Raw genomic sequence first — 14,681 nt, 5'->3', positions numbered from 1 at the left:
ACATCAAGAACATCACCACTCAAATGATTTTAAAACAATGAGAGAGTAGATATGGCTGAGATGAAATTAAAATCTCAGATGGATATTCGGGTTAACGACAGAACTGGTGATGAGAATAGTGAAGGGTGGTTAGGGTATTCCTATAATAGGAGGAGCTATCCACTCTATAAGTGGCTACAATCTTAGGCGAATTTACTGATCTTATTTTTTCTCATAGTAGTCTATGGTTGATGGCATCAAGTTGCTAAAAATAGCGACTAAATTGACAAATATAAGCAAAATAATCCGTAAAATGACAAAAATGCATATTAATAATGAGATTAATTAACCCATATATGTGATAATTTTGTCAGTTCACTACTGTTTAAGTGATTACGTTTTTAGTTTAATCGGCGTATCGTTCTGAAGAGGAAAAAGGAATCCGGCAGAGCTGCTGATTAATTGGCATACTAAAAATCAAATATTGCTTAATAGTTTTGAAAAGGTTATCCGACCGTTATCTACTTAAGTAGAAGATGAATTTTAAGGATATTCAGCTAGTTGTGGGTGAAAACCCATTTTGTTGTAGTAATCATGTTGAATTTAAAAGACTAAATATTGTCTAAAATAGCGTGCATTCTGCAAAGGCGAAGTATTGGGAGATATAATGTACGCCAAAAACCCATTTTCACTGAAATTGGTCCATCCGAAGTACTTAGTAACATGGATGGGGGTTTTTATCTTATTTTTATTGGTTCAATTACCTTATAAATGGCAGATATCGTTAGGTGCTTTTTTAGGTATCAATTCGCGGTATTTTATTAAAAGAAGAGTATCAATAATTAAACGAAACTTAGAGTTGTGTTTTCCGGACAAAAATAAAAATGAAATAGATATTCTGGTAAATGATAACCTAAAATCTTTGGGGATCGCATTATTTGAAACTGGAATTGCCTGGTTTTGGAGCGATAAAAGAGTTAAAAAACTCTTTCAAGTAAAAGGAATGTCTAATTATTTAGATGCGATTGCGAAAAACAAAGGTGTAATAATTGTTGGGGTTCATTTTATGTCACTTGAGTTAGGTGGTCGGATTATGGGCCTTTGTTTCCCTGTTAATGCAATGTATCGGCCGCATAATAATAAAGCGATGGAATATATTCAAACAAAGGGACGGTGCCGTTCAGGTAAAGGAATGATTGACCGTAAAAATTTGAAATTTATGGTTCAAGAGTTAAAAAATGGTAAGTCCATATGGTTTGCACCCGACCAAGATTTTGGACGAAAAGGGACGATATTTGCGCCATTTTTTTCTGTTAAAAATAGTTCCACCTCAAAGGGAACATCAATACTTGCTCAATTATCTAAATCACCAACACTCACAGTAACATTATTGAGAAATAAGAGTGGTGCTAATTATGATTTGATACTGGGAAAAGAAATACCTAAGTACCCAAGTTGTAATGCATTACAGGATGCAACAGCAATTAACTCGGTTTTAGAGATGGAAATTATGAAAGCGCCAGAACAATATCTTTGGGCTCATCGACGGTTTAAAACTAGGCCGGAAGGGGAAGTGTCACTTTATAGTTAGCTTTATATTTATCTATAGCAGTAAAGGCAATCGTGATTAAAAGGAATTAGTTGGCTTTTTACTGATAACCCTTTTTGTATTATAGTTTTTTTAGACTCATAATATAAAACGAGATAAATAAACCTTTTATCTCGTTTTAATCATAAGTTATAGTCTTGTTTAGTACGGATTTTTTTGTTAGAACCAGCTGTGTAGCATAAAGTATGATAATGAAAATATAAAAATTACCATTAGGTGTTGGAGTACCTTTAAAAACAAAAGAAATCTTCTTATTTGATTCATTGTTTCCTGCTTTGGCTAACAAAAAGAGTAGTTAATTAAAAAGTTTTATTCTGTGTAGTAACGCTAATTATAAAATACCAGTTTGTATATAAAATATTACAAAAATGTGAAATATATTGCGCTTAATAAGTAAAAATATCTAATTTAAAAATATTTAACAAATAACTGATCATTTATTGCGTAAAAATAGAACTACCTTCAATAACGATATTAATCGAAGGCAATTCTATTATAGAGTTACTTTAGAATAAACTAAAAACTATTTTCATATTCTCGAGCTTTTTTATCGTCATAATTATGTTCCCATTTGGCAATAACCAGAGCGGCTAGGGCATTACCTACCACATTAAGTGCCGTACGTGCCATATCTAGAATTCTGTCAACACCTGCGATGAATGCTAACCCTTCTAATGGAATCCCTACACTTCCTAGCGTGGCAAGAAGAACAACAAATGAAACACCTGGGACACCAGCAATACCTTTAGAAGTGATCATAAGAGTAAATACTAAGATAAGTTCTTGCCCAATGGAGAGTTCTATACCATAAAGTTGGGCTATAAAAATAGCGGCAATACTTTGGTATAGTGTCGAGCCATCTAAGTTAAATGAATAACCAATTGGAATAACAAAGCTTGTTACAGACTTAGGCGCTCCGTATTTTTCCATTTTATCCATAATACGAGGAAGTACGGTTTCAGAGCTGGCCGTCGAATAAGCGAGTAACAATTCATCTTTTAATATTTTCATCAAAGTGAAAATATTAATTCGACAATAACGGGCAACTAATCCTAATACAACAACCGCAAAAAATATAATTGCACAGTGGACGAGTATAACCAGTTTCAATAAAGGAACTAATGATGAGAAACCAAAGTTAGCAACGGTAACGGATATTAATGCGAAAACCCCGATTGGAGCATACATCATAATCATATTTGTTACGCGGAACATTGTTTCAGAGAAAGTCTGTAATACATTGAGTAATGGTTGTTTTTTCTCTAATGGTAAAGAAGAAAGCCCTAAGCCAAATAATACAGCAAAAAAGATGACGGGGAGCATATCACCACTCGCCATCGCTGCAAAAATATTACTTGGAACTAAAGTGAGGATCGTATTAATGATCCCGGAAGGGTGGCTTTCAACTTCTTGGGTAGTTTTTTCATATTGTGAAATATCGACTTGAGTTAATTGCGACATGTCAATACCAACACCTGGTTGGAATATATTGGCAAAAGAGATACCGACGATAATGGCAATTGTAGTAATAATTTCAAAATAAAGAATAGTTTTAAAACCGAGAGAGCCTAGTTGCTTGGTATTACCAACGCCTGCTATTCCAACAATTAGGGTTGATATTACAATAGGAACAACAATCATCTTGATTAACTGAATAAATATTTTACCAGCCGGGGATAGAATATTTAAAATCAACCAATCTTTGTACTCTGTATTATCATGTAAAAGCGCACCAGCAATAACGCCCAAAATAAGAGCAACCAATATTTGCCATCCTAGGCCAAATTTAAACGGTTTTTTTTTAGTCACTTGGTTTAATGTCATAATGAAATCTCATTTTATATTAATAATTCTTATGTATGTCTTTTTATTATCATAAATTTTATATCGAATATTCGAGAAAACTACAACTATTAACTCGATAAATTTGAGTAATTCCAATGTGTAATTTATATCAATTTGTTTGTTTTGTTAAATTATATTATAATAATAATGTTTTATGTTAAATATTATATATGAATGTGAATTTTAGGTGAGTTTTGAAGGTAAATTAATATTCAAAGTAAATGGAGTAAATGTTTTAAATTTGTTAATGAAATGGTTTGTTGTAGTGCTTGTTTTTCGCCGATAAAACTAAATAGAGTGAAAAATAGCCACTAAAAGTATTATTTTCATTGGAAAGGTTTCTGAATGTGATTTTATGTTTAAATCATTCTATTTAATTAGTTAACAAAAAATAGAATTTAATCTAATAAAATTATGGCTAGATAATGAAGCATTATTAAAATATAAAAGTTATTGCGATAAATGATTTATCACTAAAATTTATGTAATGAAATTAGTGAAGAATAAAGAAATTTAATAATAGACAAATTAAACTTTAAATAATTCAAAGAGCAGATTGTTTCCGTTTAAGTGCAGCGAGTAATGTGCGTTCAGAAAGGTCTAAGTAATTACGTAACATATTAGCCGCATCTAAATTTTGGCCAGAATCTAATAAGTTAAGAATAGAGTGGTTTTTATCAATATAGGGAGCATACAAAATTTTAGGGTCATTGAGGTGACCAAAGGCCAGTCGTAATTCAGCTGACACATTACGGTATAATTTAATTAAACGTTCGCTGTCGGATAACTCGACAATGGCAGTATGAAATTTCATATTTGCAGTACCTACACCGACCCAGTTCTCGGTCTTTTCATGTTCACGAGCTTTTTGAACAGCCTCTTTCATTTTATGAACTGATGGATGCAAGGCATATGCATGAGTTAACGCATCACACTCAATAAGCCGGCGAACTTGGTAGATATCGATAATGGCGGCCATATCAGGGACTGAGACAAATACACCCTTATTTGGAGCATAAGTTAACAAACCTTCCTGCGTAAGTACGCGAAATACTTCTCGCAATGTGTTGCGAGAGATATCGAGTTCTTCACTTAATGTTGCTTCAGATAAGCGCTGACCCGGCGTGATCTCCCCAACTGTTATCTTATAACGTATAACTTCTGCAATAGTGACAGATAAAGTTTGTGCAACAGATTGTTTTTTCATAATAAAGGCTAATTTTAGTCTCAGGGGTAATAATTCGTTATATTCACATATTCAAGTTATGGCAGCAAGTTTCCTTTCTTTTTTACTCATCATCCCATTTCATGTATTTGCACAAAAATAGTGAAATTATAAATTTATCGCACCAACTTGGTGCGAACTAGTCGATAAGCAATATGCATGTGCAGTGAAAATTGTTAAAAAAGTGATCTCGTCTTGATTTTTAAACGAGCAATTACGATTTTTATTGATTGTTTATTCATCATTTAATACTAATTGTTCAACAATTCATTAAAAATGAATTAACAATATAGGTAACAAGTAGAACAATGGCACGATAATTGCCTTAGTGATTGTGACATCAACAACTACATCAATAATTAAAACAATAACTATTAGAGGAGTATGCACATGGCCGCTCAAGAAAGTGCACCAACTACGGCTGAATATGTGAAAAGCCGCCGTTCATCACTGATAAGCGCAATTTTTTTAATGGCAACGTCTGCCATTGGGCCTGGGTTTATCACACAAACGGCTACTTTTACCGTGACATTAGGAGCCGCTTTTGCCTTCGGGATATTAGCGTCTATTGTGATTGACTTCATTGTTCAGCAGAACATATGGCGAGTTGTTACCCTGACTAAAATGCACTCATCCGAAATTGCGAATGCCACAATTCCTGGGAGTGGTTATTTACTTGCTATATTAGTTATTTTTGGCGGGCTAATTTTTAATATTGGCAATATTGCAGGTGCAGGGTTAGGGCTTAATGCCTTAGTTGGCTTAGACCCGAAATGGGGTGGTTTGATTAGCGCACTATTAGCCATTTATATTTTTTCCTCCCGTAAGGCCAGCACATTTATTGATAGGTTAATTATTGGATTAGGTGTAGTGATGATTGGCTTAACATTATTTGTCGCTATTGCATCAAATCCGCCTGTTGGTGAGGCATTACGCCAAAGCGTACTACCGGACACGGTTGATTTTGCCATGATAACCACCATTGTTGGGGGCACTGTTGGGGGGTATATCTGTTATGCAGGCGCTCATCGCTTATTGGATAAAGGCGCAGTAGGTATTGAAAACATTAAAGTTGTTTCTAGCGCTGCGACAAAAGGTATCTTAGTTGTTGGGTTGATGCGTTACATTTTATTTTTGGCTATCTTAGGTGTAGTTGCAAGTGGTGTGACTATTGATATTTCTGGACATGCGGCTAACCCAGCATCGCAAGCATTTCAGGCAGCTGCGGGTAATTTTGGTTTACGTATCTTCGGTTTAATTCTATGGGCTGCAGCACTTACCAGTGTGATTGGTGCAGCGTATACCTCAATGAGCTTCTTAACGGCATTTAAGTCTTCTATCACAGAAAGGCAACGTAATGTCGCAACTATCATATTTATTGCAGTTTCTCTGATTGTCTATTTATTTATGGGAACAGCCCCTGCGGCATTATTGGTTTTTGCCGGTGGTTTCAATGGGCTAATTTTACCTATTGGTTTAACTTTATTTGTTTATATCGGCTGGAAACGCTCAGATTTAATGTCAGGTTACCATTATCCACGTTGGCTATTATGGTCTGGTGTTGTGACGTGTGCACTCACTTGGTATATGGGCGCAATGTCTGTCGGTGCAATCTTTAATTATCTGAAATAACTCAAGGAGAAGCCATGAGAAAGCAAATTGATTTAAATAGCGACCTTGGGGAGAGTTTTGGGCAATGGGAAATGGGGAACGATACCGCCATTCTTCCTGTTGTTAGTAGTGCCAATATTGCCTGCGGTTTTCATGCGGGTTCGCCAGAAGGGATATTAAAAACCCTTAAAGCAGCGAAGGAAAATGGTGTTGCTGTTGGTGCTCATGTTGGTTATCCCGACTTAGTGGGATTTGGTCGACGTAATATGGATATTGCATCAAATGAATTAACTGCGGACGTGATTTATCAAATTGGTGCATTACAAGGGTTAGCAACCGCAGCAGGAACACAAGTTTTATATGTTAAACCCCATGGAGCATTGTATAACACGATTGCTCATGATAAACGTCAAGCTATGGCGGTGATTGATGCGATATTAGCCATTGATAAGCAGCTGATATTAGTCGCATTAGCAGGATCGCCATTAATTGAGTGGGCGAGAGAATGTGGCTTAAATGTCGTCGCAGAAGCTTTTGCTGATAGAGCTTATAACAGCGATGGTACATTAGTATCTCGAAAATTAGCCGGCTCTGTATTACATGACCCACAGATAGTCGCAGACCGCATGTTGCAATTGGTCATGGAGGACGGTGTGATGTCAATTGATGGAAAATTTACACCGGTTGACGCGGGGTCAATTTGTGTTCATGGCGATAGTCCTGGCGCTCTTGAAATGGCAAAACAGGTACGCGCTATTCTAGAGAAACAAGGTATTGAAATTTATGGTTTTGCTCATAAAGGAGACCGCGAATGACACCGCTAATGAAGGCATCACAGCAGGCCATTGAAGCCGCTCGTCTTGCACGCCTTGCTATCCGCGAAGGATATGACAAACCAACAGCTGGCCTTGCTCCGGGCATGACTCAAGCCAACATGATTGCATTGCCACGCGATTGGGCATTTGATTTTTTATTATATGCTCAGCGTAATCCAAAGAGCTGCCCTGTTTTGGACGTATGCGAAGCAGGGAGTTGGCAAACTGTTTTAGCTGAAGGTGCTGATTTACGTACTGATATTCCACGTTACCGTGTGTGGGAAAATGGTCAGTTAACCGCTGAAATTACGGATGCGACATCGATTTACCAACAATATCCTGATTTAGTGACTTTTTTAATTGGTTGCAGTTTTACTTTCGAAACACCAATGATTGAAGCCGGTATTGATGTACGGCATATCACCGATAAATCCAATGTTCCGATGTATAAAACTAATCACCTTTGTCGCCCAGCTGGGCGTTTACAAGGGGAGCTAGTGGTTTCAATGCGACCAATACCTGCAAATCGAGTAGCGGATGCTGTGAGTATTACTGGCAGGTTTCCCGCAGTACATGGCACACCTGTTCATATTGGTGCGCCAGAACAATTAGGTATTGTTGACATTATGCAACCTGACTTCGGTGATGCGGTTCGTATCGAAGAGGGGGAAATCCCCGTTTTTTGGGCTTGCGGCGTAACGCCTCAAGCGGCAGTGATGAAATCAGGGGTTCCTTTCGCATTAAGCCATGCACCTGGTTACATGTTTATTACGGATGTACCCGATGCCGCATATCATATATAGAGGTGCCAATTGAGATTTTTACCCGTCAATTTAAGTGCCTTTATGGTGGAGTTAGAAAGTCTTGAACAAACAATGGCATTGACTGATTCATTAACAGAAATGCCAATTTATGGGATTGACGAAATTACGCCAGCAGCAAGGACGATTTTAATTCGCTATAACCCGATCAAGATTGATGTAAATGATTTGGTTGAAAAGATTTCGCTTAGGGATGTGTCAAGTGTCGTCGGCAAGGCCAGCAAATTGGTCACTATCCCTGTTCATTATAATGGGGAGGATTTATCCGATGTTGCATTGCATTTAGGTATATCCACCGCTGAAGTTATACGTCGTCATACAGAAAATGAATTTCAGGTTGCATTTAGCGGTTTTGCCCCAGGTTTTGGTTACATGGTTTCGAAAGGCGCTAATTTGAATGTTCCAAGGCGTCAATCACCAAGGGTGCGCATTCCTGCGGGTTCTGTTGCATTAGCGGGAGAGTTTAGCAGTGTCTATCCACAAGCTAGCCCTGGCGGATGGCAGTTGATTGGTGTGACTGAGCTATTAATGTGGGATATCAATCGACCTGAACCTGCGTTAGTTCAGGCAGGAACGCGGGTCAACTTTGTTGATGCAACGAAAAGTCAGATTAGCTATAGCTTGCCAACTAAAGTAGAAAGTGAAACTAAACCTGAGAGTACCACTGCTGATTTAACCGTTTTAACGACGGGGTTACAGGTTTTATTTCAAGATTTAGGGCGTATTGGCCAATCGGCATTAGGTATTTCAGAATCAGGCAGTATGGATAAATCGGCATTGCGTAGTGCAAACCGTATTGTGGGGAATGAATCAGACTCACCCGCTTTAGAGATAACACAAGGTGGGTTTAAGGCTCAGGTACACAAAGACCTTATTGTTGCAGTGACTGGAGCGCCTTGTATTATTGACGTTATCACGGCAGAACACGAACAATATCAAGTTAATACTTATCAACCAATTCATTTAGCAAAAGGCGACACCATTAAACTAAGCCGGCCGAACAAAGGTGTACGTAGCTATTTTGCTGTGCGGGGTGGTTTTAACATAGAACCTATTTTATCGAGTTGTTCGTTTGATACGTTAGCGCAAGTTGGTCCAGCCCCAATTACAGCAGGCCAAACATTAACGGTTAACACCAATTCGTCTTCATTAGCCGTTTCATTGTATGAAACACCTATTTTTGATTATCCCGCTGAAAGCGACATAGTGGTTTTGGATGTGGTATTGGGACCTCGAACGGATTGGTTTACAAAACAAGCCGTTGAGCAACTAACGAATCAATTATGGCAAGTCACTGCGTCATCAAACCGTATAGGCCTGCGCTTATTGAGTGAAAAACCGTTAGAACGCGAACAATTACAGGAGCTACCGAGTGAAGGGACTTGCATTGGGGCTATTCAAGTGCCAGCAAATGGCCAGCCCGTTTTGTTTCTCAACGACCACCCTTTAACTGGCGGTTATCCCGTTATTGGCGCGGTATGTGAATACCATTTGGATTTAGCAGGACAAATCCCGGTGAATGCCAAAATACGTTTTAATCCACTCGGTGAATTTAAAGCATTGTAAGGGAGCCATTGTGCTTATGAACATGAATAATAACAAAAACCATAAAGTATTGATTGCTAATCGAGGCGAAATCGCAGTTCGTATTATCCGTGCATGTCGTGATTATGGTTTTCAGTCTGTTGCCGTTTATGCGGATAGCGATATTGATGCACTCCACGTCAAAATGGCGGATGAAGCCTACGGGCTTGGAGGAAATTCCCCCACAGAGAGTTATTTGAATATTGAAAAGCTGATTAGTCTCGCTCAGCAATCAGGTGCGACGATGGTGCATCCAGGATATGGTTTTTTATCTGAACGGGCTGAGTTTGCGCGTGCAGTTGAAGCCGCAGGGTTAATCTGGATTGGGCCTAGCGCAAACAGTATTGATATATTAGGCGATAAGGTTCAGGCTCGTCATATTGCAATGCAGGTCGGCGCACCGCTAGTGGTTGGCACAAAAGACCCGGTGAATAGCGCACAAGAAGTCCTCGAATTTGCCCATCAACATGGTTTGCCTATTGCCATTAAGGCTGCGTTTGGTGGTGGAGGTAGAGGGCTCAAAGTCGCTTGGCAACTCCATGAAGTTGAAGAACTTTATCATTCGGCTGTACGTGAAGCGACTGCGGCATTTGGTCGTGGTGAATGCTTTATTGAACAGTTTTTGCATAACCCTCGGCACATTGAAGCACAAGTTATTGCGGATACGCATGGCAACGTGCTGGTGGTGGGAACCCGTGACTGTTCACTGCAGCGTCGTAATCAGAAACTGGTTGAAGAGTCGCCAGCACCTTTTTTATCCGAAAGTCAACAACAACAAATTATTCAAGCCTCTACCGATATTTGCCGTAAAGCAGGTTATGTTGGAGCAGGAACCGTTGAATTTTTGTTAAGCCAAGATGGAACGCTGTCATTTCTAGAAGTGAATACGCGATTACAAGTTGAGCACCCAGTCACAGAGGAAACCGCAGGTATTGACTTAGTGATTGAGCAGTTACGAATTGCAGAAGGCTTACCTTTAAGTATTAAGGAGATGCCGATCCCACGAGGGCATGCTTTTGAATTTCGTATTAATGCTGAAGATGCTGGAAACGGGTTTTTACCGACCCCTGGCACCATTACCGTTTTTGATGCACCATCGGGGCCTGGAGTGCGTGTTGACAGTGGCGTAATGGCTGGAACTACAATACCGGGCACCTTTGATTCGTTAATGGCGAAATTAATTGTAGTGGGTCGTACTCGAGAGCAAGCTATTTCGCGTGCACGCCGTGCATTGGCTGAATTTACTATTGAAGGTGTTGCATCAGTTTTACCATTCCACCGTGCAGTAATGGAACAAACTGATTTTTGTGATAATTTTAGTGTACATACGCGTTGGATAGAGACCGAATTTAATGTGGAAATTCCACCGGCAAAACGGCAAATTCCATTATCGGACCCTGAGATAACACGTACTTTCATTGAAATCGATGGAAAGCGTTGCGAGTTAGGTTTACCCACTCAATTGTTTTCTCGTTTTTCAGGTAATAACTCCGTAGCAGCCCATTCTGCGCCTCAGAAGGTCCACAATCCTGATGCGGTCAATGCCCCCATCTCTGGGATATTGTTTAATTGGCTGATCCCTCAGGGAAATAATGTTTCAAAAGGGGATGTAATCGGTGTAATGGAAGCAATGAAAATGGAAGTGCAAATTGTTGCACACCGAGCCGGAACATTGAAACACGGGGCTATTAAAGGGGATTTTGTTGAAGCAGAGAGCCCAATAGCTGAAATTATTTAATTTGGTGCCTGTTTAGTTTGAGCTAAAGGAGTTAGCTCAAACTAACGGGAAAGCCGTTCTGGCAATGTTCTGAGAGGGAGATGCGGTGCGGGTATGGTATGTTTCTCTTCAGCGGTCATTTCATTGCTATCACGATAGACCTCACCACAGAGAAAATAGAGGTTCGGTCGCTTAGATTCTAGGTAATTTTTTCGGCTAATACATTGTTCTTGTGTAAAAATAGTTTCAGTCACCGGTAACGCATCACATGAATCTGTGCCACAAGGGCTAACCCATAACGCCCAACCAATGAGTACCATATGTCCTGCCATTTACATTGCCTTCCTTAATAAGAACCAATATGAACCGCTGAAAGTAATGACTGTAAGTAACTATCTAATTCACATACGCATTATAGGTTAAATTCTAACATTGAGTTAACCAAATGTATGTATTTAGGCATGATGAATTCTCTTATGCACACTAAAAAGCAAATCTTTATAAATTAAAAAGTTGCGAATTATTATAAATAGAAAATAAATGATTTAATAATAAATAACGCGGAATATTGTTAAAATTACCTTGTTGATAATGAGTGTTTTTTTGTGTTAGATCGCAAAAAACAAAATAATTATCTGCAATTAACCGATATTAGAGCTCAAGCCTGTCAATTAAGGCTCTTTTTAACTAGGATTATGACAACCACTAATAAGAAAATAGATAGGAATAAATCATGAATGCCATGGAAGAAGTGCTTTCATTTTGGTTTGAGGAATCGACACCAAAACAATGGTTTGAAAAAAGCGCTAAATTTGATTTGACGATAGCACAACGGTTTGCGCATATTTGCGAACGTGCAGCTAAGGGAGAATTAGCTTATTGGCGGGCATCTATTCGTGGGCGCTTAGCGGAAATTATTGTTCTAGACCAGTTTTCTCGTAATTTATGGCGTGATACGCCAAGGTCTTTTGCTCAAGACGCAATGGCTTTAGCATTAGCGCAAGAGGCGATTAAGCAACATGATTATAATCTCCTGACATTATCACAGCGCAAGTTTGTTCTAATGCCATTTATGCATTCTGAATCGAGTTTTATTCATTTACAGGCAGTTGAGCTATTTCGCATGCTGGGTGACGACGGCACATTAGATTTTGAAATGCGACATAAAGCGATTATTGATAAATTTGGCCGTTATCCGCACCGTAATGAAATTTTAGGCCGTGCATCAACACAAGAAGAAATTGCATTTTTACAAGAGCCAAACTCTTCTTTTTAGGTTGCAACCAAATGAGCCCATGTTTTGTTTAATAAGCTCATTTGGTTTAGTATTTTATTTAGCGGAATAATTCAGTATTGACTGGAGATAACCCTAATTCCAATTGTAGTGATTTAAGGTAAATTTCAGTGAGTTGTGCAAGGGTAGGGTAAAAAGCAGTCTCTGTTTTGCTTTGCTGCACTAACTTTAAATAGCGATATGCCCAAGGCAATAAATATTGCTCAAATAAAGTAATAATGGCGCTGTCGTCCTCTTGTTCCGCTAAAGCAGAAACGGCCATCATCATTAAGCCAAATTGGTCTTCTGGTTCTCGTAGCCCTGTATCAGTGACTAGACCTTTCGTTTGCAAGAAGTCGCGATAAGCCGTTGTTGACTCTCCCATAACCGTATTATCATGTTCTAAATACACTGAGCCCCAAGGCGGAGCGGGCATACTACCTTGTCCTTCGAATAAAATTGAATAATCATACGCAATATCATCAGGTTGTATTTGTGACAACAAAGTACAAATAGCCTGAATTTGCTCAGGGTTTTCCCAAGAATGTAATTGTGGTATTTCACCCAAGACAGGGTAGACATTGCGTAAAGTGTCCGATTGCGGAGGGTAGTAGAAAAACGCACCAAGGATGCGGATCATTGTCGTGTCAATCATATTATTTTATCCGTCTTATTTCGTGCTAAAGGCTGACATCATTATCTGATTTCCTGCAGTTATATTGATGCAGGATGGTGTTGGATTTCTAAACAAAGAACCCCAAGTGGGGTTCTTTTATGAAACACTATAACATAGTAATAACAACGTCTTACATAGTTATTTGCCACAAGTTATAGAATGCGATGCGGCCAGCAAGTTCAGCTAATAATACTGCAGTAGCACAAGTCGCTAATGTCGCTTTTGGTGCGCGGTGCTTTAACGCCATACCAACGAATGCGGCTAAAGCAATGGCTAAGACAACGACTTGGAAACCCCAGAAGCCAGTTTGTTCGTTGCTAAGAGCTGGACCAGTTTCGGTTAAGAAAGCTTGGTAACCAGCACGGCTAGCAAAAATAGCGAAAGTACCTATTAAGAATGAAGCAATACCTAGGCCACGAGCACCGATTGCAATGGCGAGTGCACCGCCTCCGACTAACATCGTCATCCACATTTGTAGTGTGGTGTAACCGGTATTCCAGTTAGCAATAGTGGCGATGTTGTATACCTGAGGTATTGACCAAACAAATGCAAGTCCTGACACTACCGCAGCAATATTAGCCAGTTCACGTAATAACGTATGTTTGAAAAACAAAGTAAAAAACAACGTTGCAGCAGCGCATCCAACAAATACGCCACTCAAGAACGCTTCATTACTCATTGGTGAACGGCCTACACCCAGCAGCATATTAAAGAAGCGTAGTGGTTGGCCAACGTGTAACCCACCGATACCTAAGCCTATTATCATAATAATAAAGGCCACGATATTGGCAGTTTTTAACTGTTTATCGTCAATAGAACCCATTCTACGGCTGATATAAGCGAGTAAGAAAAGCCCAGCAGCTGACTGTCCTAAGACGGTGAAAAAAACGAGTGGTAATTCATGCATCTTATACCTCCGCAGGGTTCTTTAATTCGCCACTTTTATCGCCAAATGGCTTCGCATCTTTATGTGGTTTGATAACAATATTCGGGTTCGTCAGGCTTGGGTCTGGCATTGGCGCAATACCACACTCCGTGCCGTGTAATTCACGAAGAACATTAATATCATCAAAATCTAAAGCACGCTGCGGGCAAGATTCAACGCAAACAGGTTTCATCCCTTTTGCGACACGCTCATAACAGCCGTCGCATTTACTCATTAGTTTTTTCTTCTCATCAAATTGTGGTGCGCCATACGGGCAGCGCAACTCACAATAACGACAACCAACACAAATGGATTGGTCAACCACGACTAACCCATCTTCTTCACGTTTATGCATTGCACCAGTTGGGCAACCCGCGACACAAGTCGGGTTTGAGCAATGGTTACATGAAATAGAAAGATAGTAATTAAAGACGTTTTGTTGCCAGATACCATCTTGCTTTTGCCAACTACCGCCGCCAAATTCGTAGACGCGACGGAATTTTGGACCTAAATCTAAATCTTTTTCATCCTTACAACTGACTTGACACGTTTTACAGCCAGTGCATTTTGTGGAGTCAAAGTAAAAGCCATATTGTTTCAT

Annotated in this window: 13 protein-coding genes; 7 read left to right on the top strand and 6 right to left on the bottom strand. The window is 39.2% G+C overall.

Translation table 11 applies throughout. From position 1 onward, the window contains the following. Nucleotides 1–646 precede the first annotated feature (646 nt). Nucleotides 647–1,570 carry an LpxL/LpxP family Kdo(2)-lipid IV(A) lauroyl/palmitoleoyl acyltransferase gene (gene lpxL, locus PR767_RS09355; protein ID WP_109911567.1) on the top strand — a complete coding sequence of 308 codons (924 nt, stop codon included), beginning with the start codon at nucleotides 647–649 and terminating at the stop codon, nucleotides 1,568–1,570. Between the two features lie 534 nt (nucleotides 1,571–2,104). Here the strand turns inward: lpxL and gltP are convergent. Next, on the bottom strand, nucleotides 2,105–3,412 hold the full coding sequence (gltP, locus tag PR767_RS09350; protein WP_109911568.1) for a glutamate/aspartate:proton symporter GltP: 1,308 nt from the start codon (nucleotides 3,410–3,412) through the stop codon (nucleotides 2,105–2,107). A 565-nt stretch (nucleotides 3,413–3,977) separates the two neighbouring features. Next, nucleotides 3,978–4,640 carry a GntR family transcriptional regulator gene (locus PR767_RS09345; RefSeq protein ID WP_196718739.1) on the bottom strand — a complete coding sequence of 221 codons (663 nt, stop codon included), beginning with the start codon at nucleotides 4,638–4,640 and terminating at the stop codon, nucleotides 3,978–3,980. A gap of 408 nt (nucleotides 4,641–5,048) precedes the next feature. Between PR767_RS09345 and PR767_RS09340 the strand changes: the two genes are divergently transcribed. From PR767_RS09340 to PR767_RS09320, 5 genes are read left to right on the top strand one after another with little or no spacing between them, the layout of a single operon-like run. Next, nucleotides 5,049–6,290 carry an NRAMP family divalent metal transporter gene (locus PR767_RS09340; RefSeq protein ID WP_004912166.1) on the top strand — a complete coding sequence of 414 codons (1,242 nt, stop codon included), beginning with the start codon at nucleotides 5,049–5,051 and terminating at the stop codon, nucleotides 6,288–6,290. Between the two features lie 14 nt (nucleotides 6,291–6,304). After that, on the top strand, nucleotides 6,305–7,084 hold the full coding sequence (locus tag PR767_RS09335; RefSeq protein ID WP_109911569.1) for a LamB/YcsF family protein: 780 nt from the start codon (nucleotides 6,305–6,307) through the stop codon (nucleotides 7,082–7,084). After that, a complete protein-coding gene (locus PR767_RS09330) occupies nucleotides 7,081–7,887 on the top strand; it encodes a putative hydro-lyase (RefSeq protein WP_004912159.1) in 807 nt (268 codons plus the stop codon). Before PR767_RS09335 ends, PR767_RS09330 begins: the two co-directional genes overlap by 4 nt. Before the next feature lie 9 nt (nucleotides 7,888–7,896). After that, complete coding sequence (locus PR767_RS09325) at nucleotides 7,897–9,471, top strand: 5-oxoprolinase/urea amidolyase family protein (protein ID WP_117162378.1); 1,575 nt, start codon at nucleotides 7,897–7,899, stop codon at nucleotides 9,469–9,471. Between the two features lie 16 nt (nucleotides 9,472–9,487). Next, nucleotides 9,488–11,227: an acetyl/propionyl/methylcrotonyl-CoA carboxylase subunit alpha gene (locus PR767_RS09320; protein WP_196718742.1), complete on the top strand. Its 1,740-nt coding sequence runs from the start codon at nucleotides 9,488–9,490 to the stop codon at nucleotides 11,225–11,227. A 41-nt stretch (nucleotides 11,228–11,268) separates the two neighbouring features. Here the strand turns inward: PR767_RS09320 and PR767_RS09315 are convergent, their stop codons facing one another. Then, nucleotides 11,269–11,538: a hypothetical protein gene (locus PR767_RS09315; RefSeq protein ID WP_004912150.1), complete on the bottom strand. Its 270-nt coding sequence runs from the start codon at nucleotides 11,536–11,538 to the stop codon at nucleotides 11,269–11,271. 401 nt (nucleotides 11,539–11,939) lie between these two features. Here PR767_RS09315 and PR767_RS09310 point away from each other — a divergent pair, with 401 nt between their 5' ends. Continuing rightward, entirely contained in the window at nucleotides 11,940–12,482 is a 543-nt protein-coding gene (locus tag PR767_RS09310; RefSeq protein WP_004912147.1) for a DUF924 family protein, read from the top strand. A 58-nt stretch (nucleotides 12,483–12,540) separates the two neighbouring features. Here the strand turns inward: PR767_RS09310 and PR767_RS09305 are convergent, their stop codons facing one another. The 3 genes from PR767_RS09305 to PR767_RS09295 all read right to left on the bottom strand — a co-directional run bounded on the left by PR767_RS09305 (nucleotide 12,541) and on the right by PR767_RS09295 (nucleotide 14,681). Then, complete coding sequence (locus PR767_RS09305; RefSeq protein ID WP_272520210.1) at nucleotides 12,541–13,134, bottom strand: TorD/DmsD family molecular chaperone; 594 nt, start codon at nucleotides 13,132–13,134, stop codon at nucleotides 12,541–12,543. Between the two features lie 151 nt (nucleotides 13,135–13,285). Next, on the bottom strand, nucleotides 13,286–14,062 hold the full coding sequence (locus PR767_RS09300) for a dimethyl sulfoxide reductase anchor subunit family protein (RefSeq protein WP_272520209.1): 777 nt from the start codon (nucleotides 14,060–14,062) through the stop codon (nucleotides 13,286–13,288). A gap of 1 nt (nucleotide 14,063) precedes the next feature. Next, nucleotides 14,064–14,681, bottom strand: coding sequence for a DMSO/selenate family reductase complex B subunit (locus PR767_RS09295; protein WP_110731999.1), 618 nt, complete (start codon nucleotides 14,679–14,681; stop codon nucleotides 14,064–14,066).

The sequence above is a fragment of the Providencia sp. PROV223 genome (genome assembly GCF_028479245.1).
Lineage (GTDB): Bacteria > Pseudomonadota > Gammaproteobacteria > Enterobacterales > Enterobacteriaceae > Providencia > Providencia rettgeri.
The sequence above is the reverse complement of the archived record's forward strand: the minus strand, read 5'-3'. Positions and strand labels throughout refer to the sequence as shown.

Excerpts from the sequence above, each read along its gene's own strand:
- lpxL (WP_109911567.1), top strand. The coding sequence starts at position 647 with ATGTACGCCAAAAACCCATTTTCACTGAAATTGGTCCATCCGAAGTAC.
- gltP (WP_109911568.1), bottom strand. The coding sequence starts at position 3,412 with ATGACATTAAACCAAGTGACTAAAAAAAAACCGTTTAAATTTGGCCTA.
- PR767_RS09345 (WP_196718739.1), bottom strand. The coding sequence starts at position 4,640 with ATGAAAAAACAATCTGTTGCACAAACTTTATCTGTCACTATTGCAGAA.
- PR767_RS09340 (WP_004912166.1), top strand. The coding sequence starts at position 5,049 with ATGGCCGCTCAAGAAAGTGCACCAACTACGGCTGAATATGTGAAAAGC.
- PR767_RS09335 (WP_109911569.1), top strand. The coding sequence starts at position 6,305 with ATGAGAAAGCAAATTGATTTAAATAGCGACCTTGGGGAGAGTTTTGGG.
- PR767_RS09330 (WP_004912159.1), top strand. The coding sequence starts at position 7,081 with ATGACACCGCTAATGAAGGCATCACAGCAGGCCATTGAAGCCGCTCGT.
- PR767_RS09320 (WP_196718742.1), top strand. The coding sequence starts at position 9,488 with ATGAACATGAATAATAACAAAAACCATAAAGTATTGATTGCTAATCGA.
- PR767_RS09315 (WP_004912150.1), bottom strand. The coding sequence starts at position 11,538 with ATGGCAGGACATATGGTACTCATTGGTTGGGCGTTATGGGTTAGCCCT.
- PR767_RS09310 (WP_004912147.1), top strand. The coding sequence starts at position 11,940 with ATGAATGCCATGGAAGAAGTGCTTTCATTTTGGTTTGAGGAATCGACA.
- PR767_RS09305 (WP_272520210.1), bottom strand. The coding sequence starts at position 13,134 with ATGATTGACACGACAATGATCCGCATCCTTGGTGCGTTTTTCTACTAC.
- PR767_RS09300 (WP_272520209.1), bottom strand. The coding sequence starts at position 14,062 with ATGCATGAATTACCACTCGTTTTTTTCACCGTCTTAGGACAGTCAGCT.
- PR767_RS09295 (WP_110731999.1), bottom strand. The coding sequence starts at position 14,681 with ATGAAACAATATGGCTTTTACTTTGACTCCACAAAATGCACTGGCTGT.